Origin of the sequence: Kosmotoga olearia TBF 19.5.1, from assembly GCF_000023325.1 — a bacterium.
Lineage (GTDB): Bacteria > Thermotogota > Thermotogae > Petrotogales > Kosmotogaceae > Kosmotoga > Kosmotoga olearia.
The window spans coordinates 1,952,742-1,975,371 of record NC_012785.1 but is presented as its reverse complement, the minus strand read 5'-3'; the positions used below and the strand labels follow the sequence as shown (position 1 = coordinate 1,975,371).

The window sequence follows — 22,630 nt, the reverse complement described above, 5'->3', positions numbered from 1 at the left end:
TACCGAAGACAGTAGGTTTCTAAAGGTTTTCCATACCGCCTACCGAGGTACGCGGAAAAGATTGAAAGAATAATTTTTCACATATTTCTGCGGCCTCAATGGCCGCTTTTTTTGAAAGGAGGTGCAACAGCGGATGCTCACAAGAGCCAAAAAGGAACAACTTGTCCAGGAAATGACCGATAGATTTTCCAAAGCATCCCTTATTCTCTTCACCGATTACAAGGGCATGGATGTTCAAACAATCTCCGAACTCAGAGGACAGTTGTACGAAAAATTCGAAGATAAAGCCCGTTATCAGGTTGCCAAAAATACGCTCATCAGACTGGCGTTGAGAAACGCGTCTTACGAAGAAGAAGAATGGAAAGAGCAGGTTACCGGGACAACAGCTATCCTTACCATAGTCGATGCCGATCCAATTGAGGCGATTAAAATCGTCTACGATTTCTCCAAGAAAAAGAAGCTCCCTGTTTTGAGAGGATGCTACCTGGAGAAAGTGTTCCACGATGAAAGCAAGATTCCGGATCTGGCACAGCTACCGTCCAGAGAGCAGCTTATTGCTATGGTCGTCAGTGGTTTTGCCGCCCCAATTTCTGGTCTCGTGTACTCGCTGAACGGTATCATCAGCAAGCTTGTTTACGCGCTTAACGCTATAAAAGATAAGAAATCAGAATAATTCTTATGGAGGTGTGTTATAATGACGAAGGAAGAACTTATTCAGGCTATTAAAGAAATGACAGTTGCTGAACTCGCAGAGCTCGTTAAGGCTCTTGAAGAGGAATTCGGTGTTAGTGCTTCCGCGCCTGTTGCTGTTGCTGCCATGCCCGGAGCCGCTGGTGGACAGGCAGCTCAGGAAGAGGAAAAGACAGAGTTCAACGTTGTTCTTAAGTCCTTCGGCGACAAGAAGATCGCAGTTATTAAAGCCGTAAGAGCCATTACCGGTCTCGGACTTAAGGAAGCCAAGGAACTCGTCGAAAAGGCTGGTTCCCCTGACGCTATTATAAAGGAAGGTATATCCAAGTCCGAAGCCGAAGAGATCAAGAAACAGCTCGAAGAAGCCGGTGCTGAAGTAGAGCTGAAGTAATTAGGTAATCAAGCCTTTACACACAAAGATTATAATTATTAATTGCCCGCATCAGGTGAAATGCCTGATGTGGGTTTAGTGTGCTTAGATAAACAAGAGGTGATGTGATGAGAAAGGCCATGTTTGGTAAAAGAGAACGTTGGGTCTTCGGGAAAGTTATCGAACCTCTTGAGATTCCCAATCTCATTGAAATTCAGCTCAAGTCCTTCAAGTGGTTCCTTGAAGAAGGACTTCTGGATGTTTTGAAGAAGTACTCTCCTATCAAATCACAAATTCAACGCCCAGATTCACGAAAGAATGAAAAGGGATTCTCACTGGAGTTCGTCCGCACAAGAATTGGTAACCCAAAGTACAACATTCAGGAGTGTAAAGACAAAGGTCTTACCTACTCCGTTCCACTGTATGTCACCGTCAGAATAACTGATCTTTACAGTGGAGAAATCAAGGAAGAAGAAGCCTTCTTCGGTTACCTTCCTTATATGACGGACAACGCATCTTTCATTATCAACGGAGCGGAAAGAGTCATTGTAAACCAGCTGGTTAGATCGCCGGGGGTTTACTTTGTAGATGAACCAACAAAAGCCTCTTCAGGCTCCTTGCCAATTCTCGTTGCTCATTTCCTCCCGGTAAAAGGTGCCTGGCTTGAAATCCTTTTGAACCCAAATAAGAAAGTACTTCAGGTAAGGATTGACAGAAGAAGAAAAATGAACCTTTTCCTTCTTCTCAAAACGCTTGGTTACGAAGATGACCTCGAACTTCTTGACCTATTCGTTCATGATGTAGATGCCAACGATGAATATGTTTTGCTTGAACACGTAGGAAGCATTATCCTCAGCGACGTCAAAACAAGAAACGAACTGATAGCAGAAAGAGGCGCAGTGCTCACCGAAGCTCTGGCAAAAAAAATCGCTGAATCCGATGTTGACGTTATCAAACTTCCAATGCCAATAGCAATGAGTACCCTTAAAGCTTTCCACAGAACTTACGGTGAGAATATTAAATCTGAAGACGCGTACATAGAGATATTCAGAAAACTCAGGCCCGGGGAAATCCCCAGAATCAACGCCGCAAAGAACTATCTCCACAACCTGTACTTCAGTCCTGATAGATTTGATTTTTCTGAGGTTGGAAGGCACAAGATAAACTCCAGACTCAGGAAAGTTTATAAAGAATACCTTAAAGAGGTTAAAAAGACTGAAGTTCCAGAAGACATTGAATACGCCGAAGAATCTACCGTTCTGACCGAACTTGATATAGTTCTAGCGGCCAGACATTTGGCCCAGCTGGAAAGTCATCCAGAATTGCTGGATACAAAAGATCATCTTGGGAACAAACGAGTCAGAACGGTCGGCGAATTAATGCAAAATGAATTCGAAAAAGCCTTTGTCAAAATACATAAGCTTTTAGAAGAAAAGCTCACCATTTACACGTCATTCGATAAGGTCACCGTTCAGAATCTCGTTAATGTTAGAACCCTTATGACCACTCTGCATCAATTCTTTGCAACCAGCCAGTTGTCGCAATTTATGGATCAGGTCAACCCACTGGCGGAGTTGACTCATAAGAGAAGATTATCTGCTATCGGACCTGGTGGCCTTAAAAGAGAACATGCAAGATTTGAAGTCCGCGACGTTCATCATTCACACTATGGTAGAATGTGTCCAATAGAAACACCTGAAGGTGCCAATATAGGTCTCATGACTTCTCTTTCTACCTATGCAACAATAGATAAATACGGCTTTTTGCTGACTCCATACAGGAAAGTCAAAAATGGTAAGGTCACAGATGAAATAGTCTATCTTGCAGCAGACGAAGAAGAACTTTACAATATTGCCCAATCAACAATCGAAGTCGATGATAACGGAAACATTGTCGAGAGTGTCGTTGAAGTAAGGCACGCAGGCGAAATAAAATACGTTGAAAAAGAAAAAGTTGACCTGATGGCAATTTCTCCAAAGCAAATCGTCAGCGTTTCGACATCTCTTATCCCGTTCCTGGAACACGATGACGCTAACCGTGCTCTGATGGGTTCCAACATGCAACGCCAGGCCGTTCCCGTTATAAAACCCGAAGCTCCTATTGTTGGTACAGGAGTTGAGGCTATTGCCGCTAGAGATTCTGGATACGTTGTTCTGGCCAAGCACAGGGGAATTGTCAAGAAAGTCGATTCGCGAAAGATCATCATCGAAAGAATCGACGAAGATGGCAACCCAATTCTTTCTGAAAGTGGCGAACCCATTCAGGACGTCTATACTTTGCACAAATTCATCAGAACCAACCAGGATACCACAATAAATCAAAGACCTATTGTCTCCCAGGGTGAAACTGTCGAAAAAGGTGATCCAATCGCTGATGGTCCTTCCACTGACATGGGAGAGCTTGCTCTTGGTAAAAACATCTTTGTCGCATTCCTACCATGGGAAGGTTACAACTTCGAAGATGCCATACTCGTGAGTCAAGAGCTACTCGAAGAAGAAACCTTCACAACCATACACATAGAGATGTACGAAACCGTAGCAAGAGATACTCAACTTGGTCCAGAAGAAATCACAGCTGATATTCCAAACGTCTCCAAAGAACTGCTTAAGAATCTTGATGAAAATGGAATCGTCAGGGTTGGAGCCTATGTGAGTTCTGGAGATATATTGGTCGGTAAAGTCACACCCAAGGGTGAATCCGACACAACACCTGAAGAAAAGATAATCCGTTCAGTCTTTGGCGACAGAGGTAGAGACGTAAAAGACACATCACTAAGAGTCCCCCACGGAGTTGAGGGGAGAGTAATTGATGTCAAGGTTTTCGATAAAGAGGAGATTTCCGAACTCGGTTCCGGTGTGAACAAACTCGTTAAGGTCTATGTCGCCTGCCGAAAACCCCTCGATGTTGGGGATAAACTCGCCGGACGTCACGGTAATAAAGGTGTTGTTTCGAACATCATACCAAAGGAAGATATGCCGTTCCTTCCAGATGGAACACCGGTACAGATAGTTTTGTCCCCTCTTGGTGTTCCATCACGTATGAACGTTGGACAGGTTCTTGAAACTCACCTCGGATGGTTAGGGCAATTAACCAACAGATATTTCGCCACACCAATATTTGACGGTGCAAAAGAAGACGAAATAATGGAAGAACTTTACAAAGCAAGAAAAGCTGCCGGTATAGATGTTGGCGACTCCAAGAAAGAGAAGAACGGTAAAGTCCTACTTAGAGATGGTAGGAGTGGGCTTCCTTTCGATTACCCTGTTGTTGTCGGTGTAATGTACATGCTTAAACTTGTTCACATAGCAAAGGACAAGATCCATGCCAGATCCACCGGTCCATACTCCCTGATTCACCAGCAGCCTCTTGGAGGAAAAGCCCACTTTGGTGGTCAGCGATTTGGTGAAATGGAAGTCTGGGCACTTGAAGCTCATGGCGCTGCACACACCCTAAACGAGGTCCTTACAGTAAAATCCGACGACATAAAAGGAAGAAACGAGGTTTACAAAGCCATCCTGAAGGGCTTAAACGTTCCGGGGCCCGGTATCCCGGAGAGTTTCAAAGTTCTCATAAAGGAACTTCAGGGATTGGCATTGGATATAAGGGTTTACGATCAGAACGGTAACGAACTTGATGTTGACAAATTATAAAAAATCCCTCAAGGAGGGAAAAGAATGGCTATAAGTACATTTAACAGGAAAATCTCTACTGTACAGATTAAAATCGCTTCTCCGGAGAGAATACGTTCATGGTCAAGTGGGGAAGTAAAGAAACCTGAGACCATAAATTACAGAACCTTCAAGCCTGAAAGAGATGGCTTGTTCTGTGAAAAGATCTTTGGGCCAACCAAAGATTACGAGTGTGCCTGCGGTAAATACAAAGGAAAAAAATACGAGGGCACAATTTGTGAACGCTGTGGTGTAAGGGTGGAGTCCAAAGAAGCTCGACGAAGAAGAATCGGCCATATTGAGCTCGCAGCACCAGTTGTTCACGTCTGGTATCTCAAGAGTGCCCCAAGTATTCTCGCATCGCTTTTAAACATTCCATCAAAGGATCTTGAAAACATCATTTACTACGGCTCAAAACGCGTAATTGAAAAACTCTACGTCGTCACAGACCCCAAGGGAACCGACTTTTTCCCCGGTCAAACACTCTACCAGACAGAATATGACATATACTCAAAGAAATGGGATTTTGACGTTGAACAGGGTTACAAGATCCGTTCTCCACGTGGCCCTGTCATCGCAGAGATCGACGGTAAAGTAAAGATTGAAAACGGCACCGGGAACACTGAACGTGAACTGAACTGGATTATCATTGAAGGAGAAAATGGAATAACCAAAAAGTACCCCATCTTCGAAGGTGGCTTGATTTACGTTCAGGACGGCGACGAAGTAAGACAGGGCGATACCCTTGCAGACAGGTTCCTGTTTGAAGACGAGGTGCTCTCTGAAAAGGAATTTAAGATCTTCGAAGAATACTACCCGGGTAAGTTCGAAAGTGAAACAGACACGGAAAGCGACAGGCCGATTGTTATCGTAACCAAAATAGACGAAGACGTTTCCAAGGAAACAGGGCTTAAAGTTGGAGACATCATAATTGAAAACGAATACGACGCATACAAAGAAATCTATCCCGGGAAAATTGAATGTGATTACGGCGCTCTGGCTATCCAGAAGCTGTTGCGAAGCCTTGACCTTGAAGAACTTAAGATCCAGATAGAGCACGAGCTGAAGGGTATCCCCAAGAGCAGTGCTAGAGCCTTGAAACTTCTCAGAAGGCTCAAATTCGTAAAAGATTTCCTGAAATCCGGGAACAAACCTGAATGGATCGTTCTCGAGGCGTTACCCGTCATACCACCTGAACTTAGGCCAATGATCCAGATTGAAGGTGGACGTTTCGCTACAACCGATTTGAACGATCTTTACAGAAGGGTAATCAACAGAAACAACCGTCTCGCAAAGCTCCTCAGTATCGGTGCTCCCGACATAATCGTCAGAAATGAAAAGAGGATGCTTCAGGAAGCTGTTGATTCCCTTATATACAACGGCCGTGTTGGAAAAGCAGTTACAGATAAATCCGGCCGTCCGTTGAAATCCCTTACCGATCTCGTGAAGGGTAAAAAAGGTAGGTTCAGAAGAAACCTGCTCGGTAAGCGTGTGGACTACTCCGGCCGTGCGGTTATCGTTGTCGGACCTGATCTCAAAATCCACGAATGTGGTATCCCGAAACGAATGGCCATGGAACTCTTTAAGCCCTTCGTTCTCGGTAAATTGCTTCATGGAAGTGAATCAAGCAAGACCGCAAGAAAACTAAAGAAGACAATCATAGAAAAGGAAATGCCCGAAGCCTGGGAAGTACTCGAAGACGTTATAAAAGGGCACCCTGTTCTGCTGAACAGGGCCCCAACACTGCACAGAATATCCATTCAGGCGTTTATACCCAGGCTCGTTGAAGGTAACGCCATACAGCTCCATCCGCTGGTTTGTGCTCCTTTCAACGCAGACTTTGACGGAGACCAGATGGCTGTTCATGTTCCGCTATCTGCTGCAGCGCAGGCTGAAGCGAAATTTCTTATGCTCAGCAGGTACAACGTCATATCACCTGCTAACGGCAAACCCATCTCAATGCCTGGAAAAGATATCATAGTTGGTGTGTACTACCTCACCACAGTTGATCACGAATACAAGGTTTTCGAGGAGAAGTTGAACAAATACCAGGAAGAACTAAAATCTCAGGGAATCGATGGCGTTGAGCTCAGAAGACGTGTAAGGGAAAAAGCCCTTGAAAAGATAAACTGGAAATTCTCTTCAGAGGCCGAAGCGTTACTCGCATATGATATCGGAATCATAAAGCTGCACGAACCCATACTCGTTAAACTCGACGAAAACAAGGGTGATCTGACCCTCACCACCGTGGGAAGGATCATATTCAATGCGATACTCCCTGAGGACCTGAAAGATTACTCCACGACCTTTGGCAAAAAGGCTATTAAAAACTTGATTTACAGGTGTTTCCAGGAGTACGGTATAGACAGAACAGCCGATCTTCTCGACGATATGATGAGACTCGGCTTCCATTACGCAACCATCAGTGGTCTTACGATATCCATAAGGGACATCGTCATCTATCCGGAAAAAGACAAGATAATAGAAGAGGCCAGAAAGAAAGTTGATAAAATCGAAGACCTTTACCGGAAAGGGTTCCTTAACGAACTCGACAGATCACAGGAAATCATAAAGATCTGGGAAAAAACCACAGAAGAACTGATGCGCAAAACCTTCGATGAATTCAAGAAATACCCATTCAACCCTGTCTTCATGATGGTTGATTCCGGGGCCAGGGGTAACATTGACCAGCTGAAGCAGCTCGCCGGTATGAGAGGTCTCATGGCAGATCCATCCGGTAAAACAATCGAAGTACCTATTATCTCCAACTTCCGTGATGGACTTACAGAACTTGAATTCTTCACCTCAACGCACGGTGCAAGAAAGGGATCAGCAGATACAGCTTTGAGAACCTCCTTTGCCGGATACCTGACAAGAAGGTTGGTTGACGTAGCACAGGGTGTTACCATCACAACCCCGGATTGTGGAACCAGCAATGGTATAGAAGCCTTCGAAATGATGGCTGACGATGTGACCATAGAAAAGCTAGAGGACTTCATCTTCGGCCGTGTCCTCGCTGAAGACGTCATCGATCCCGAAACAAACGAAGTCCTTAAAAACCCTGTTTCCGGCAAAGAATACATCCGAGACACAATGATACGCGATGAAGACGCCAAATTCGTAGCGAGTTTCAGAAAAACTATTCCCGTTAAAAAGACAGAAAAAGTAAATCTCAACGAAGTTGGGCATTTCGGTTATTACGCCGAATTGGCTGAAGATGTAGAAATAGGAGACAAAGAATTCAAAGCTGGAACACAGCTTACAAGCGACATACTCCACGAACTCAAAACACTGGAAGTTGGCGAAGTAATGCTCGACATCTATCCAGCCGTTGGAAAAGTCTATGTAGGACCAAAATTCAGGGATAAGAACGGTACGGTACTCGTAAAATACCAGGAAAAGATAGATGTTGTCACGGCAAAGAAACTTGTAGACAACGGTTTCACATCCGTTGAAGTCAGGCCAGTTATAAAAATAAGGTCAGTACTCACCTGTGATGCCGATCACGGTGTCTGTGCCATGTGTTACGGTATGGACCTTTCCAACCACGAAATCGTAAATGTCGGAGAGGCCGTTGGAATCGTTGCAGCACAGTCGATCGGTGAACCAGGAACCCAGCTGACAATGAGAACTTTCCACACCGGCGGTATCGCTACCGGTGCTGACATAACACGCGGTCTTCCAAGAGCTGAAGAACTGTTCGAAGCACGTAAAAAACTCAAGGATCCTGAAGCACTCTTCGCTGAAGAAGAAGGAATTGTCAAAGATATAGCAACAGACGAAAAGGGCAGAAAGAAGATCTACATCGAAACACTGGAAGGGAAAATAAAGGAGCATGATCTATCCACTGTCATAAAGCCAAGGGTCGAAGTAGGAGACAAGGTACTGAAAGGTGAATCCCTTACAACAGGAACAATAAGACCAAGAAAACTTATGGAAAAGCTCGGAGTCATACCAACGGCCATGTACCTGCTCATGGAAACCAAGCGTGTTTACGCAGAGCAGGGTGTTGAAATACACGACAAGCACTTCGAGCTAATAATTCGCCAGATGCTATCAATGGTGGAAGTCGTTGATCCCGGAAGCACGGACTATCTGCCAGGCGATCTTCTGAGCTTGCAGGACGTCAAAAAGATAAATCGCGAAATTCTGGAAGACAACAAGAAGGTCGAGGAAAACCGCGAATATGTAATAGGCAGAAGGCTCGCCAGAAGGATTCTAGACGAAGATGAAGAAGGAAACGTTACAAAGATAGCCGTTGAAGGAGAACCCATAACAGAAGAACTCATGAACAAAATAATAGAAACGGGTATCAAAGAAATAACAATATACGATGTAACTGAAGACGAATACCAGAAGCTTCTGGAAGAGATAGACCCGGAACTGGTCATACCACAGAAAACGATACAGATAAACCCGAAAGAAACCATAAAATACAGGCGCAGACTGCTGAGAATAACCAAGGCATCTCTCGAAAGCCACGGTTGGTTATCCGCTGCATCGTTCCAGCAGACACCGCAGGTTCTCACGGAGGCCTCTGTGGAAGGAAAAGTGGACTATCTACTCGGCTTAAAAGAAAACGTCATCGTAGGGCAACTCATACCTGCTGGAACAGGCCTGGATATGTACGCGAACATCCAGATCGAAGAAGCAAGAGAAGTAACCGAAGAAGCAAAAGATGTCGGATAATCACCTCAACAAAACTAAAAGCGGGGAGCTTTTCTCCCCGCTTTTTTATTTCACAAAAAAAATTCTTATCAATTCTTCTAATATCACGATGTTTGCGTTTTTGGAAAAAATCATCGCACGGGTGATGTGATAGGATATTCAGGGAGAGTGAATTCTATGGAAGGTGCCTTACTTACAGTAAAAAATATCAGCAAATTCTACAAAAGCACAGGAGTCCTTGCCCTGGATAAAGTCACCCTTAAGGTGAAAAAAGGGACTATTCACGCTGTTATCGGAGAAAATGCCGCAGGGAAAACGACCCTAATGAAGATTATCGCTGGATTAGAAAGAAAGGACGAAGGCGAGATAATTTTCAAAGGAAAGAAATTGCAGCTTAAGTCGTCGCTGGACGCTTATAGGCATGGCATCGGGATGATGCACCAGCATTTTATGCTGATAGAGGATTTAACCGTTGTCGACAACATCTTCCTGGGGACAGAACCTGGAAAGCTCGGTATTTATGACCGTAGGAAAGCCGAAAAAATCGTGAGAGAAATTTCCAGCCGGTACAATCTGGACATCAAACCGCTTTCCAGTGTCTCACAACTGTCCGTTGGTGAAAAACAAAAGGTAGAGCTCCTAAAACTTCTCGTAAGAAACGCCGAACTTCTGATACTCGATGAGCCAACTGCGGTTTTGACGGAACAAGAAGTAGAAAGTCTGTTTAAAATCATGCGAGAACTCAAAACGTCCGGAAAAACTATTATTTTCGTTACTCATAAATTGAATGAAGTTAAAGAAATCGCTGACAAAATCACCGTTCTTAATCGTGGACGTATTGTCGGGAAATTTGATAACAAAGAATTCAACGAAAAGGAAATCTCCATTGTCATGTCAGGAACCACCTCTTCAAAAGAGACGAAACATGAGTTGAAGTCTGAAAAAAATCTTATTCTCTCAATAAAAGGCTTGTGCGTTAAAAATCCGGGAACCGGTAGCAATGTTGTAAAAAATGTTTCCATAGAAGGATATGCCGGTGAACTCATTGGACTAACCGGTGTTTCAGGAAACGGTCAGGAAGAGTTTGTTAATGCATTGTTCGGAATGGCAGAAATAACCTCCGGAAAAGTACTTTTCAAAGGGAAAAACATCACTGGACTTTCCCCAAGGAAGTTAAGAGAGCTGGGAATTGCTTACATTCCTTCAGATAGAACGAGAGTGGGAAGTTGCTTGCAATGCAGTGTACTCGAAAACCTGATTGCTCACAAACTGAGAAACTCCGAAGAACCAGGATTCTTACTGAATTACCATGAGCTCCGGGAATGGGCAAAAGAAGTTATCAAAACCTATTCGATCAACGTAACTGAACTTGAACTCCCGATAAAATACCTTTCAGGCGGAAACATCCAGAAAATCATAATAGCAAGAGAACTCGAACTCAACCCAGACGTTTTGATCGTTTCAGAACCTACCCGGGGATTGGATACCGCTGCTTCTCAATATGTCCATTCTAAATTGCTCAAACTAAAAAATGAAAAGTTCGTTCTCGTCGTCTCCAGTGATCTCGATGAGATCTTAAAAATCAGCGACCGAATAATCGTAATGTATAAAGGTAAAATTGTGTTCAACAAACCAAATACAAACCTTACCAAGCAACTCATAGGCGAATACATGTTAGGCCTAAGAAACGATTTTCCGGAGGATGATACATTTTGAAGAGAAGAGATAGAATTTCCAGCCTGTTGGGCACCTTAACGGTTCTATCAATCTCAATAATTGCTGGAATAATAATTATACTCCTGACGAGCGATGTCCCGTCAGAATCATTATTTTCATTCTTCATAAGTCCCTTTACCAGTAAGTACTTCTTTTTCAATATGCTTGCCTGTGCCACACCGTTGATTTTTACGGGGCTGGCGGTATCCTTGGCCTTCTCAGCAGGTACATACAACCTCGGCGTCGAAGGTCAGGTTTATCTCGGTGCCCTCGCAGGAACCTTCATCGCCGTCAGACTCGGGGGGGCTTTCCCATTCGGAGTAGTTCCTTTGATCTTTCTTACAAGTTTCCTCGTGTCAGGACTTTTAGCTGGTGTTTCAGGTTGGCTAAAATCTTCCAGAGGAGCAAATGAACTAATCACCTCTCTCTTAGCTGGTAATGCGATCATCATATTGATCGACTATATCGTCGAAGGACCCTTTCAGGATTTTTACTCCGGCCTTGCTGCTACCCCAAAGGTACCTGACAACTACATGCTGAGTAAAGTTATGCCACCTTCTGACTTCCATACAGGCTTTTTCATAGGGCTGTTTTTTGCTATATTGATTTATTGGTTCATATATCATACAAGAATGGGATACGATCTTAGAATAACCGGCAAAGATCCGGAATTTGCCAGATACCTTGGAATAAAGATTGGAAGCATCTATATCATTTCAATGTTTTTGAGCGGGGGACTCGCCGGGATTGGTGGAATAGTGGATGTTCTAGGAATACAGGGAAGGGTAATAAGAGGGTTTTCGGCAGGATACGGCTGGAATGGCATAGCTGTTTCTCTAATCGCCAGGAATAATCCTCTCCTTGTCATTCCCTCAGCTTTATTCTTTGCTTATCTCGACACCGGAGCTCAAATAGCTTCCTTTCAAGCTGACCTGACACCGGAAGTTGCACGTGTGGTTCAATCGGTAATTTTTTATTTCATAACTGCCAGAGCCTTTTATGAAATATATACAGTAGGGCGTGAGAAAAAATGACGGAATTTCTGCACGGTTTTATAATCACGGGAACACCTATCCTTTTTGCTGCGCTCGGAGGACTATTTACAGAATTATCAGGAGCCTTAAACATAGGCATAGAGGGCATGATGCTTCTCTCCGCATTCTTCAGCTTTATGATGACCTATATCTCCGAACGCCTCCTGATTGGCACATTATCTGCAGTAGCGTCAGCCATTTCTTTAGGCTTTTTAACCATCTTCCTGACTGAAAAACTAAAAGCCAATCTTTTCATCGTCGGGTTGGCAACCAACATATTCGCTTCCGGATTAACCGTTTTCCTATCAGTCGAAATCTTTCACAGCAAAGGAACCATTGCTCCTTTGAATATACCGAAACTCGGACAAATCTCTTTCGGAATATTGGACAAATTCGGACCTCTGGGAGAAATTTTCAACAATTTGAATATCCTCAATTACCTTGCCATAATCTCGATTCCAATCGTATATTTTTTAGTTCACAAGACCAAGATAGGGCTTAGAATTCAGGCTGTGGGAATGAACGAAGAAACCGCTTACGCTTCTGGAATAAATATCGTACGAACCCGTCTCATAGCTTATACTATCGCCGGAATTTTCTTCGGGCTCGCCGGCGCTTCCCTCTCTCTCCCGCTGGGAGCCTTTGTTGGCAACATGACTGCCGGCAGGGGATGGATAGCTCTTGTTGCTGTTTTTCTCGGGCGTGGAAAACCTCTTCCCGTCGTGACTGCTTCCATCATCATGATAGGTGCGACAGAACTGTCTAACGTACTCCAGGTTATTACCACATTCTCACCGAAACTCCTTCTAACGATCCCGTATATAGTTACCTTCATTTCCGTGGCCTTGTTCTCCGCTTCCACAAAAAAGTCACGTTGACTCAAAGCACACCTTACTTAATCCCTAAAAAGCGCCAGAATAGTAAGTAATCGCTTGGTTTAGCGAACCAGGTGCTATAATTAATGAGCGTAGATTAAATTGTACAAAACCTAATCATTCACCACACCGAATCATATCTTCTAAACTTTTCACACCGAATCAAATGATTCAAAGGAGGGAAATGAGTGGACGCCTTGGAAAAACTAAAAGCATTGTCTAAAGAGTTGGAACTCATTAATGCAGCCGTTGCAACAATGGCCTGGGACCAGAGAACCTACATGCCACCAAAAAGTGCCGGAACAAGATCAGAAGCAATCGGATACCTTTCTACGATAGCTTTCAAAAAATTCATATCGGACGAAACGGGTGAAATAATCAGGGAACTCGAAAAAGAAGATAACTTCAACCGTTTAGACGAAAACGAAAAAGCAATGGTCAGAATCGCAAAGCGGGAATATGAAAAAGCAAAAGCCATTCCGCCGGAACTCTTTCAGAAATTCACCATTACCGCTTCAAAGAGCGAAACCGTCTGGGAACAGGCAAAGAAAAACAACGATTTCAAAAGCTTCCAACCCTATCTTGAAGAACTCCTTGAAATGTTGCGCGAAATGGCAGAACTCTACGGTTATAAAGAAAATCCTTATGATGCTCTATTAGATAAATATGAACCGGGGATAACAACCAGAAAACTAAAGAAAATCATAGAGACATTGAAAGCGGAACTCATCCCATTCCTACGGGAAATAATTGAACAGAAAGGAAAAACCGATCCTTCAATTCTATACGGCCGATTCGGGAAAAAGGCACAGGAAAAACTTTCTATAAGAGCACTCAAAGCTATCGGGTATGATTTTGAAGCCGGCCGCCTGGATGAAACCGTTCATCCATTTACCATAAGCCTTGGTGCCGGCGATGTAAGAGTCACCACAAAGTATGATCCGCACTTTCTACAACCGTCTCTGTACGGGACATTCCATGAAGGCGGTCACGCGCTATACGAACAAGGACTTCCTGAAGAGTTCAAATATACTCCCATATATGGAGCAGTATCTCTAGGAATCCACGAATCTCAATCCCGAATGATGGAGAATATGGTCGCACGAAGCTACGAATTTCTCAAATTCTTCTATCCTGAAATAAAAAAGGTTTTCCCGAAACAATTTGGAAGGGTTTCGCTGGACAGATTCTACCGTGCCATAAACCACGTTGAACCCTCACTCATCCGTATCGAAGCCGATGAAGTTACCTACAACTTCCACATAATGCTCAGATTCGAACTGGAAGAGGCGATGCTAAACAAATCCCTTGAAGTTAAAGACCTCCCAAGAGCGTGGAACGAAAAGATCAAAGAATATCTTGGAATAGAACCTCAGAATGATGCCGAAGGTGTCCTTCAAGATGTTCATTGGGCCAATGGAATGATAGGATATTTCCCATCCTATATGTTGGGTAACCTTTACGCGGCGCAACTCTTTGCCAAAGCCGAAGAAGAAATCCCAAAACTCAGAAAAAACATTGAGAAAGGAAACGTCGCTGTTCTCATAGAATGGTTGCGGGAAAACATTCATCGTCATGGAAAAAAATATCTTCCTGAAGAGCTCATCAAAATCAGTACAGGTGAAGAATTAAATCCCGAATATTTTATTCGCTATATAAAAGAAAAATACACAAAGATATACGAGATATAAGTCTATTTAAGAAACAAAGCCCGTTATAATTATTAAATATTGTCCGGTAGGGCATAAAAAATGTTAGTATTTGTTGTGCCCTACCGGCTATTTTCTTATGAGGAATCGTATCTATGAATTCACATTAACCGTGTTTTACAAGGTGCGTTAGCAAAAATCACAAATAAGCGTTAAAATAGATTTTGAAACCAACTTTGAAGAATGAAAAATGGAATGGAGGAGTATAAAAATGAAAAAAGTAAAAATCCTTTTAGATAGTACAGGTGATATTCCAAAAGAATGGCTTGAAAAATATGATGTTTCCATAGTTCCACTTCACATCACATGGCCAAATGGAGATAAAGAAGACGATGATACCAGAGAACTTAAAGACTTGAAGGAATACTGGAAAAAACTCAGAGAGACAGATAAACTTCCCGTATCCTCCCAACCTTCGCCGGCAGAATTTCTTGAGATATATCAAGAAGCCAAAAATCGTGGATACGATGAAATACTGGTACTCTGTATTTCAACGGCCATGTCAGGAACCTTTAATTCAGCGACCCTCGCTTCAAGAGAGATAGACATACCGATACGCGTTGTTGACACCAAAAAAGCAAGTGGAGTAAACGCCCTTGTCGCTATGCGTGCTCGTGAACTCCTGAACGAAGGGAAAAACGTTGAAGAAGTTGGAAAACTCCTTGAAAACGAAATAGCTTCAGGAAGGTTTCACGCGGTATTTTACGTTTCCAACTTCGATTATCTTGTTAAAGGTGGAAGGGTTTCAAAATTTCAAGGCTTTGTCGGAAATCTCTTAAGCATAAATGTTGGAATATACATCGATCACAAAACAGGTGAAATGATCCCCTTCAAAAAAGTCAGAGGCAGCAAAAAGGCACAGAAGACGCTTATAGAAAAGATCATCGAGGAAGTACCGGAGGGTTCATCGGTTGACGTGATACTGGTACACGCTGACAACGAAGAAGGCATCGGACCTCTTGAAGAAGCTCTTAAGAAAATTTATAACGTCAGATCCCCGATAGACGTATCCTACATGGGAAAAGTCATCTCCACCCACGTAGGCCCGGGAACCGCTGGTTTCGGGCTTTACTGGAGGAAGGATTGACGGAATCCAAAACACGAGAGTCCGAGAAACCGAGAGACCGAGATGGACGCTACGCGGCTACCGGATCTCAGTTACCGGTTCTCGTTTTTAGAGCCGCAACGTAGTTGCGCATAGCCGTGACGAAGTCACGCATAGCCTGGGCGTAAGCCCAGCATAGCCCCGGCGAAGCCAGATACAGCGTCTGCAAGCGACCTGCTTTTTCAACCGCGAAGCAGTTTTCACCCACTCCGAAGGAGTGCTCACCCCTGACGTAGTCAGGCCCACCCCCAGCGCAGCTGGGCTCACCCACGCGCAGCGTGCTCACCAGCCGCACAGCGGCCCTCTCACCTACTATGTCAAGTCAAGGAGACAGACTACCTGAAACTGTTCCCAAATGGCAGTTGGTTTGAGCAACAGAGACAGGCAGGGATAACTTTTCTTTCTTCATTTTTTTAGTCCCCGGTATGCTATTTCTTGTTGTATAATTTAACCGAGGACTCTTGTTCCCACGTGAGGAAAGGAAGAGTTCCTCATCGTAGGCTTTTAGGTTTCTTAGCATGGCGAAGGCTATCTTGACGAGGATGTTCGCCAATGCTCTGAGGGCAAGAGATGGTTTCTTGCCCTCTTTATTTGTCTTCTTGTCATAGTAGCCTTTCATCCATGCTCCGCATTTCTTCGCGTTTATCGCCATCATATGGAGAATGCCTCTGAGTTTCTTGTCACAGTTTTTCCTCATCCTGCACATGCGAAAATTACCACTCTGGGATACTATTGGCATAGTTCCACAATACTTCTGGAAATCCCTGTAATTTTTGAATTCGTGTGTAAGAAATGCTGTTACTAATGCCATTCCTGTAGCTACTCCAACACCCGGGAGCGTCAGTATTATGTTGTATTTCGATTTACGTAGTTCTTTCTCCATCTCTTTTGTTATTTTCTTTTTCTCTCTTTTTGCTTCCAGAAGTTGTGTGGCAACATTCGCGATCATGTCCCTGGTGTATTTCGACATGCCCCAGTCAATGGCTTTTTCCCTGAGTTCTTTGACCTTTCTTTTCAATGAGGATGTGTAGCGTAGATGATTCGCTTTGAAATGTCTATTTATCTCCTTGTCAGAAATCTTCCTGAGTTCGGTTACATCCGGGCATATGGTGAGCAGGAATATCCTCCCGTCACAATCTGTCCAAGAATTACCCATCACCCTAGCATATTCAGGGAAATAATTATGAAGTTCGTTTTGAAGTTTGTTCTTAAGTCTTGAGGACATGTCGGTATAGTACCTGTAATGCCTCAATAATTCCCTGAAAAGCATGCCGAGTTCGTCATGTGTTGCCTTGATACAATATTCCGGGTGTTCTTTGTAGGTAAGGGCGATACACCTGGCATCTGTTGAATCTGTCTTCACGCCGTTCGAATGATAGCCTCTGGCTTCCTTTGACCTTTTTGGTGGCAGGAGATAAACCTCTTTCCCTCTGGATAGCAAGAAATCTCCCAAACGATTAAAACTTTCCTCAATGACGAAAACAGCGTCTTCTGATACCATCTTCAACAACTTCTCATACCCCGCTATACCATCCTTGATCTTAAAAACCTTATCCTGTTCGATAGAATAGCAGGTGTGAAAATTCCACGACCAGTCAATTCCCACAATATCCATACTGATTCCTCCAAAAAACATTGTGCAGTCAATGAGTACAGGTTAATCGATGTAGCGTTCCTGGGTTTCCCCCGATATCCTACTATTGATCCTCTAGTACTCCCAGGATGGAAGAGGGAGTGTGAGAAGCAGTCGCTCTTATGGCGGATCGGTTCTCTGTTCCTCTCTTCCTCCTGACTGCCTCCTTTATTTTACTCCTACATCGGTTCTCGGACTCTCGGACTCTCGATTCTTACCAGGAGTTCGTGACAACCGCTTGCGGTTCGCATCGCTCCATCAACTGACAACGTCGTGAGCCTCCTGGACGTAGTCCAGCACTTCAGCCAGCTTTGCTGGCTTTCAGCAGATACTCCCCAATCGCCTTAGCAGCCTTTTTCCCCGCACCCATGGCTTCTATAACCGTTGCGGCTCCTGTTACTATGTCGCCTCCTGCAAAAACGCCTTCAAGATTGGTCTGACCTGTCTCGGGATCAGCATCGATATAACCCCAACGATTGAGTTTCAATCCCGGAAAGCCTGTTTTCAAAACAGCATTGGCTTTTTGGCCTATGGCTTCTATGACAAGATCGATCTCTATCTCGAACTCCGATCCCTCAATGGGAATCGGTCTTCTTCGACCTGATTCATCCGGAGATCCCAATTCCATCCTGACACATCTCATTTTCCTGACATTGTTGTTTATGTCGCCAATGTATTCCACCGGTTGTGTTAGCCAGAAGAATTTTATCTCTTCTTCAAGGGCATGGTGATATTCTTCAAGCCTTGCAGGCATTTCGGCTTCACTCCTGCGGTAGATTATGGTAACCTCTTTTGCACCGAGCCTTTTGGCTGTCCTTGCGGCATCCATGGAGACGTTCCCTGCACCGATAACCGCAACCCTATCGGAAATCTTAACGGGTGTATCGTACTCAGGAAACCGGTTTGCCCTCATTAAGTTAACACGTGTCAGAAATTCACTGGCCGAGTATATGTTATTGAGATTCGAACCGGGTATCCCCATGAATCTTGGTGCCCCGGCACCGATGCCTATAAATATAGCGTCATACTCATTCCTCAATTCTTCAAAAGGAATAGTTCTTCCGATGATTTGATTGTAAACAAATTTGACTCCCAGCGATTGAACATACTCGACTTCCTTCTGTACTATATCTTTTGGAAGCCTGAATTCCGGGATTCCATAAACAAGCACTCCACCGGCCTTGTGAAAAGCCTCAAAAACCGTTACCTCATATCCGAGTTTCGCCAGGTCGCCGGCAACGGTAAGTCCCGCGGGCCCCGCTCCGATAACCGCCACATTACCTTTGTTTTTCCTCACCCGTTGCACCGATTTAGGGCAGGCTTTGAGATCCATATCCGCCAGAAACCTCTCCATCCTGCCTATGGCTACCGGTTCAGTCCCTTTGATCTTTCCAAGCACGCATTTTGCCTCACATTGCTTTTCCTGTGGACATACTCTCCCTGTGATCGCGGGTAAGCTGTTGCTATCCTTTAATATCTTTATTCCACTGTCAAAATCCCTTTCGCTTATGGCTCGGATGAATCCGGGAATATCAATACCAACGGGGCATCCTTGAATACACAGTGGTACTTTACACTGAAGGCAACGCTGGGCTTCTACAACAGCCTGCTCTTCTGTGTACCCTAAAGCAACTTCTTTAAAAGACACTATTCTTTCGTGTGGTGGTAATTCAGGCATCGGAACTTTCTTGGGTCTGCTCACAGCCATGAGAGATCACCAGCCTTTTTCTTAAAAGCCTCAAGCGCTTTTCTTTCTTCTTCCATGTATTGATGCTGGCGTTTTATCAATTCGTTCCAGTTGACCTTCCTTCCATCAAATTCCGGACCATCTACACACGCGAACTTCATATGGCCGTCAACTTCCACCCTGCAGGCTCCGCACATTCCGGTTCCATCGACCATAATGGGATTAAGCGAAGCCCAGCAAAGAATATTTTCTCTCGCTGCGATAAGGGAAACAAACTTCATCATCACCGTAGGACCTATCGCCCAGATAATGTCGGGTTTGTCACCCGAAGCTATTAATTCTTCGAGTCTCTCCGTTACGAGCCCTTTCTTACCAAAAGTTCCATCATCCGTCGTAAGGATAAGATTATCCACCGTTTCTTCAAACTCATCTTTCAGGATCAATTGCTCAGCCGTTGCTGCCCCAAGTATCGCTGTTATCCGATTTTTTGCCTTCTTAAGAGCTCTCGTTATAGGAAGAAGGGGAGCTATCCCGACACCTCCACCTATGACAGTTACATGCCCATAGTAATCTATTTCGCTTGGATTGCCGAGAGGGCCGACAACATCCAGAAATTCATCTCCTTCGTTCATCATTGCCATCATGTAGGTGGATTTTCCTATGCATTTAACTATGACTCGTACAGCGTTTTTTGAAGCCTCCACAATGGTTAAAGGAATTCGCTCGCCTTTTTCATTCGATCGAATAATTAGAAATTGACCCGGCTTAGCATATTTTGAAATCTGTTCATGTTCTATCCAGAATTCATAAACCCCCGGGGCTAGCTTTCTTTTCCGGAGAATTCTGTGCGCCATACTTTTCCCACCTTTCTATGGGCTCATTCCTATAATAGCAGCCCCGGAGGGTTTTGAAAAAACATCGTAGAATCTCCTAAAATTTTTTCATCGCAGGATTAAAGTGCGCTTTCTCCCGGAACTTTGGCGAAAAGTCTCGTCTGCCGCACGTGTTCAAGTCCCATAACGTACCTTGTAAATCTTTCTATACCTATCCCGCAACCGGCAGACGGTTTTAAAACCCCCTGTTTTGCCAGTTCAAGATAGTCCGTATATTCTTCCGGGCTCGTTCCCTTTAATTTCATTCTCCTGATTATCTGTTCATATTCGTGTTCCCTTTCTCCACCCGATATTCCTTCACCGAAACCTTCAGGATATATAAGATCAAAATCAAGCAACACATCCGGTCTTTCCGGGTCCTGTTTATCGTAGAATTCTCTGTTGAGCAACGGAATGTCTATGAGCCAGACAGGTTCATCAATATCCTTTGAAAGACCACTTTCAAAAGCTTCTCCATACTTTTCCACCGCTTCTTTCACCGTTATCCTTTTGAAAGGTTTTGCGGGAACTTTCAATGTCGGATGGTATTTCTCTTTAACCCATGGATATTTAGACAAAACATTTCTTATCGCATAGATTATTGCATCTTCCATTACATCCATTATCTCGTCCCTGGAAGCTCCGGCGACTTCCATATCCAGCTGCACAAATTCAAAAAGGTGTCGGCCTGAATCTGCCTTATCGGCTGTTTCGAGACGAACATTCGGCGATACGCTGTATATCTTTTCGTGTACAAGAACACTTATCTGTTTGTGAAGTATCATAGATTTCGTTACAGCATAATTCTGGCCGTAGTATTCCACACTGGCGTCAAACACCTCGTGGTTCAGCGGATCGGTAATGGGAGAGAGAATAACAGGAAGAATTTCGACAAAACCTTTGGCGTCAAGAGTTTCCCTCAAGCCTTTCAAAAGTTCGCTCTGGACTAATAACGCGTCTCTGTAAGTTTCGTCCACTAAATAACTTCTCACCATTTCAAGACGGTCTGAACAACCTTTCATCATTAAACCTCGCCTCCTTTAAGTGTATATAAAAAAAGCCGGCACCCAACAATAGGTGCCGGCTCTTTATGTGCAAAAACAGCACTTAGCACCGGAGCCGGCGCTTGAAATTATTATTGTTATTGGAATTTTCGAATATTTGTGCACTTATACTTACAATAAGAATCTCTCTCATCACAATTCTCCTTCACGAATTTCTTTGAACCGATATTACCAGAATCAAAGGTAAAATGTCAAGAGGGCGAATTGCTTCAAAAAAAATCTACTCGAAAAGGGAACGTTGCGTCAAAAATAAATCTACTCGAAAAAGAGGGATAATCTTCTCGAATACCAAAGAAGGTAGGCGAGAAGATGAAGAGGTTAGATATGAAAAATGTGGTGGAAGATTATTCAAAAAGGTACAGAAAAGCTCGCAAAAAAGAAAAATCCGAGATTCTAGATGAATTCACCCGAGTTACCAAGTATAATCGTAGTTACGCATCGTTTTTACTACGAGGAGCCTTGAAAAAGCGAAAGACAACCTCACCCAGCAAGAAAAAAGGCCGAAAGAAAAAATATGATCGTAAAGTCTTCGTGAAACTCGTGAAGATATGGGAGATAATGGATTTTCCGTGTGGTAAAAGGCTCGAAGCAGTGATGGACGAAGTAATAGATAATCTTGTTCGTAATGGGCATCTAACATTGACTGAAGAAACAAAGAGGAAGCTTCTTAATATAAGTGCTTCCACTATCGATAGATTGTTAACCAGCGAGAGGAAAAAGATGGAACTCAAAGGACGATCTCATACAAAACCCGGAACTCTTCTGAAAAAGCACATACGAATAAAAACACATTACGAGTGGGACGATACAAGACCAGGCTTTGTTGAGATTGATCTCGTTGGGCATGATGGCGGGAGTGTAAGTGGTGATTTTTGCTACAGCCTCAACATGGTAGATGTAGCAAGTGGTTGGAGTGTAGTGGCACCAATAAGAAACAAAGCGCAAATCTGGACATTAAAAGCTATAATTCAGTTGAGGAAAACGCTTCCTTTCACTTTATTAGGTATTCACTCAGATAACGGATCAGAATTCATTAACAGACACCTATACCGTTATTGTGAAGATGAAGGGCTTCTATTCACCAGAACCCGGAGTTACAACAAGAATGATAATTGTCATGTCGAACAAAAGAACTGGTCTGTTGTAAGAAGAGCCGTTGGATATTACAGATACGATACAGAGGAAGAATTCCAAATACTGAAGGAGTTGTACGCGTCGCTGAATCTGTACAATAATCATTTTCAGCCAAATCAGAAAATCGTTGAGAAAATTAGAAAAGGAAACAAGGTAAGCAAGAAATACGACCGTCCTACTACACCATACGAAAGGATCATGCGATCTCCCTGGGTTGACCAAGATAAAAAAGACAGGCTTCGCAGACAACACGAAGCCCTAGACATTTACAAACTCAAGAGTATAATAACACATTTGCAAGAGCAATTACTGAGCATCCAGATTGACAAATCGAAAGGAGGGATCCTCAACTATGTCCCTCTCAATTTCAAGTAGATTCTATTTTGAGGCATCCAATCTATTTCA

General features: G+C 43.7%; 14 protein-coding genes. 10 read left to right on the top strand and 4 right to left on the bottom strand.

Annotation, left to right across the window (positions count from 1 at the left end; genetic code table 11):
* Positions 1 to 133: 133 nt before the first annotated feature.
* The 9 genes from rplJ to KOLE_RS09250 all read left to right on the top strand — a co-directional run bounded on the left by rplJ (position 134) and on the right by KOLE_RS09250 (position 15,817).
* Positions 134 to 673 carry a 50S ribosomal protein L10 gene (gene rplJ / locus KOLE_RS09290; protein ID WP_015869165.1) on the top strand — a complete coding sequence of 180 codons (540 nt, stop codon included), beginning with the start codon at positions 134 to 136 and terminating at the stop codon, positions 671 to 673.
* 21 nt (positions 674 to 694) lie between these two features.
* A complete protein-coding gene (rplL, locus tag KOLE_RS09285; RefSeq protein ID WP_015869164.1) occupies positions 695 to 1,081 on the top strand; it encodes a 50S ribosomal protein L7/L12 in 387 nt (128 codons plus the stop codon).
* 107 nt (positions 1,082 to 1,188) lie between these two features.
* The gene (gene rpoB, locus KOLE_RS09280) at positions 1,189 to 4,710 is read left to right on the top strand and encodes a DNA-directed RNA polymerase subunit beta (protein WP_015869163.1); all 3,522 of its coding nucleotides are present in this window, start codon (positions 1,189 to 1,191) and stop codon (positions 4,708 to 4,710) included.
* A gap of 24 nt (positions 4,711 to 4,734) precedes the next feature.
* Complete coding sequence (locus tag KOLE_RS09275) at positions 4,735 to 9,417, top strand: DNA-directed RNA polymerase subunit beta' (protein WP_015869162.1); 4,683 nt, start codon at positions 4,735 to 4,737, stop codon at positions 9,415 to 9,417.
* A gap of 156 nt (positions 9,418 to 9,573) precedes the next feature.
* Positions 9,574 to 11,112 (top strand): ABC transporter ATP-binding protein, encoded by a 1,539-nt coding sequence (locus KOLE_RS09270; RefSeq protein WP_015869161.1) that lies wholly within the window; start codon positions 9,574 to 9,576, stop codon positions 11,110 to 11,112.
* Positions 11,109 to 12,146, top strand: a complete 1,038-nt coding sequence (locus KOLE_RS09265) for an ABC transporter permease (protein WP_015869160.1) — start codon at positions 11,109 to 11,111, stop codon at positions 12,144 to 12,146. Before KOLE_RS09270 ends, KOLE_RS09265 begins: the two co-directional genes overlap by 4 nt.
* Complete coding sequence (locus KOLE_RS09260) at positions 12,143 to 13,024, top strand: ABC transporter permease (protein ID WP_015869159.1); 882 nt, start codon at positions 12,143 to 12,145, stop codon at positions 13,022 to 13,024. Before KOLE_RS09265 ends, KOLE_RS09260 begins: the two co-directional genes overlap by 4 nt.
* Positions 13,025 to 13,209: 185 nt before the next feature.
* Positions 13,210 to 14,712, top strand: a complete 1,503-nt coding sequence (locus tag KOLE_RS09255) for a carboxypeptidase M32 (RefSeq protein WP_015869158.1) — start codon at positions 13,210 to 13,212, stop codon at positions 14,710 to 14,712.
* A gap of 229 nt (positions 14,713 to 14,941) precedes the next feature.
* A complete protein-coding gene (locus KOLE_RS09250) occupies positions 14,942 to 15,817 on the top strand; it encodes a DegV family protein (RefSeq protein WP_015869157.1) in 876 nt (291 codons plus the stop codon).
* A 340-nt stretch (positions 15,818 to 16,157) separates the two neighbouring features.
* On the opposite strand, the gene KOLE_RS09240 is transcribed toward KOLE_RS09250, so the two are convergent.
* From KOLE_RS09240 to KOLE_RS09225, 4 genes are all read right to left on the bottom strand, one after another.
* Entirely contained in the window at positions 16,158 to 17,450 is a 1,293-nt protein-coding gene (locus tag KOLE_RS09240) for an IS110-like element ISKol6 family transposase (RefSeq protein ID WP_015869154.1), read from the bottom strand.
* Between the two features lie 319 nt (positions 17,451 to 17,769).
* The gene (gene gltA / locus KOLE_RS09235; RefSeq protein WP_041288731.1) at positions 17,770 to 19,176 is read right to left on the bottom strand and encodes an NADPH-dependent glutamate synthase; all 1,407 of its coding nucleotides are present in this window, start codon (positions 19,174 to 19,176) and stop codon (positions 17,770 to 17,772) included.
* Positions 19,167 to 20,009, bottom strand: a complete 843-nt coding sequence (locus KOLE_RS09230) for a sulfide/dihydroorotate dehydrogenase-like FAD/NAD-binding protein (RefSeq protein ID WP_015869152.1) — start codon at positions 20,007 to 20,009, stop codon at positions 19,167 to 19,169. Before KOLE_RS09230 ends, gltA begins: the two co-directional genes overlap by 10 nt.
* A 98-nt stretch (positions 20,010 to 20,107) precedes the next feature.
* Entirely contained in the window at positions 20,108 to 21,052 is a 945-nt protein-coding gene (locus tag KOLE_RS09225; protein WP_015869151.1) for an asparagine synthetase A, read from the bottom strand.
* 363 nt (positions 21,053 to 21,415) lie between these two features.
* On the opposite strand from KOLE_RS09225, the gene KOLE_RS09220 reads away from it, so the two are divergent.
* Entirely contained in the window at positions 21,416 to 22,600 is a 1,185-nt protein-coding gene (locus tag KOLE_RS09220) for an ISNCY-like element ISKol11 family transposase (RefSeq protein WP_015868496.1), read from the top strand.
* The last annotated feature ends 30 nt before the right edge of the window (positions 22,601 to 22,630 follow it).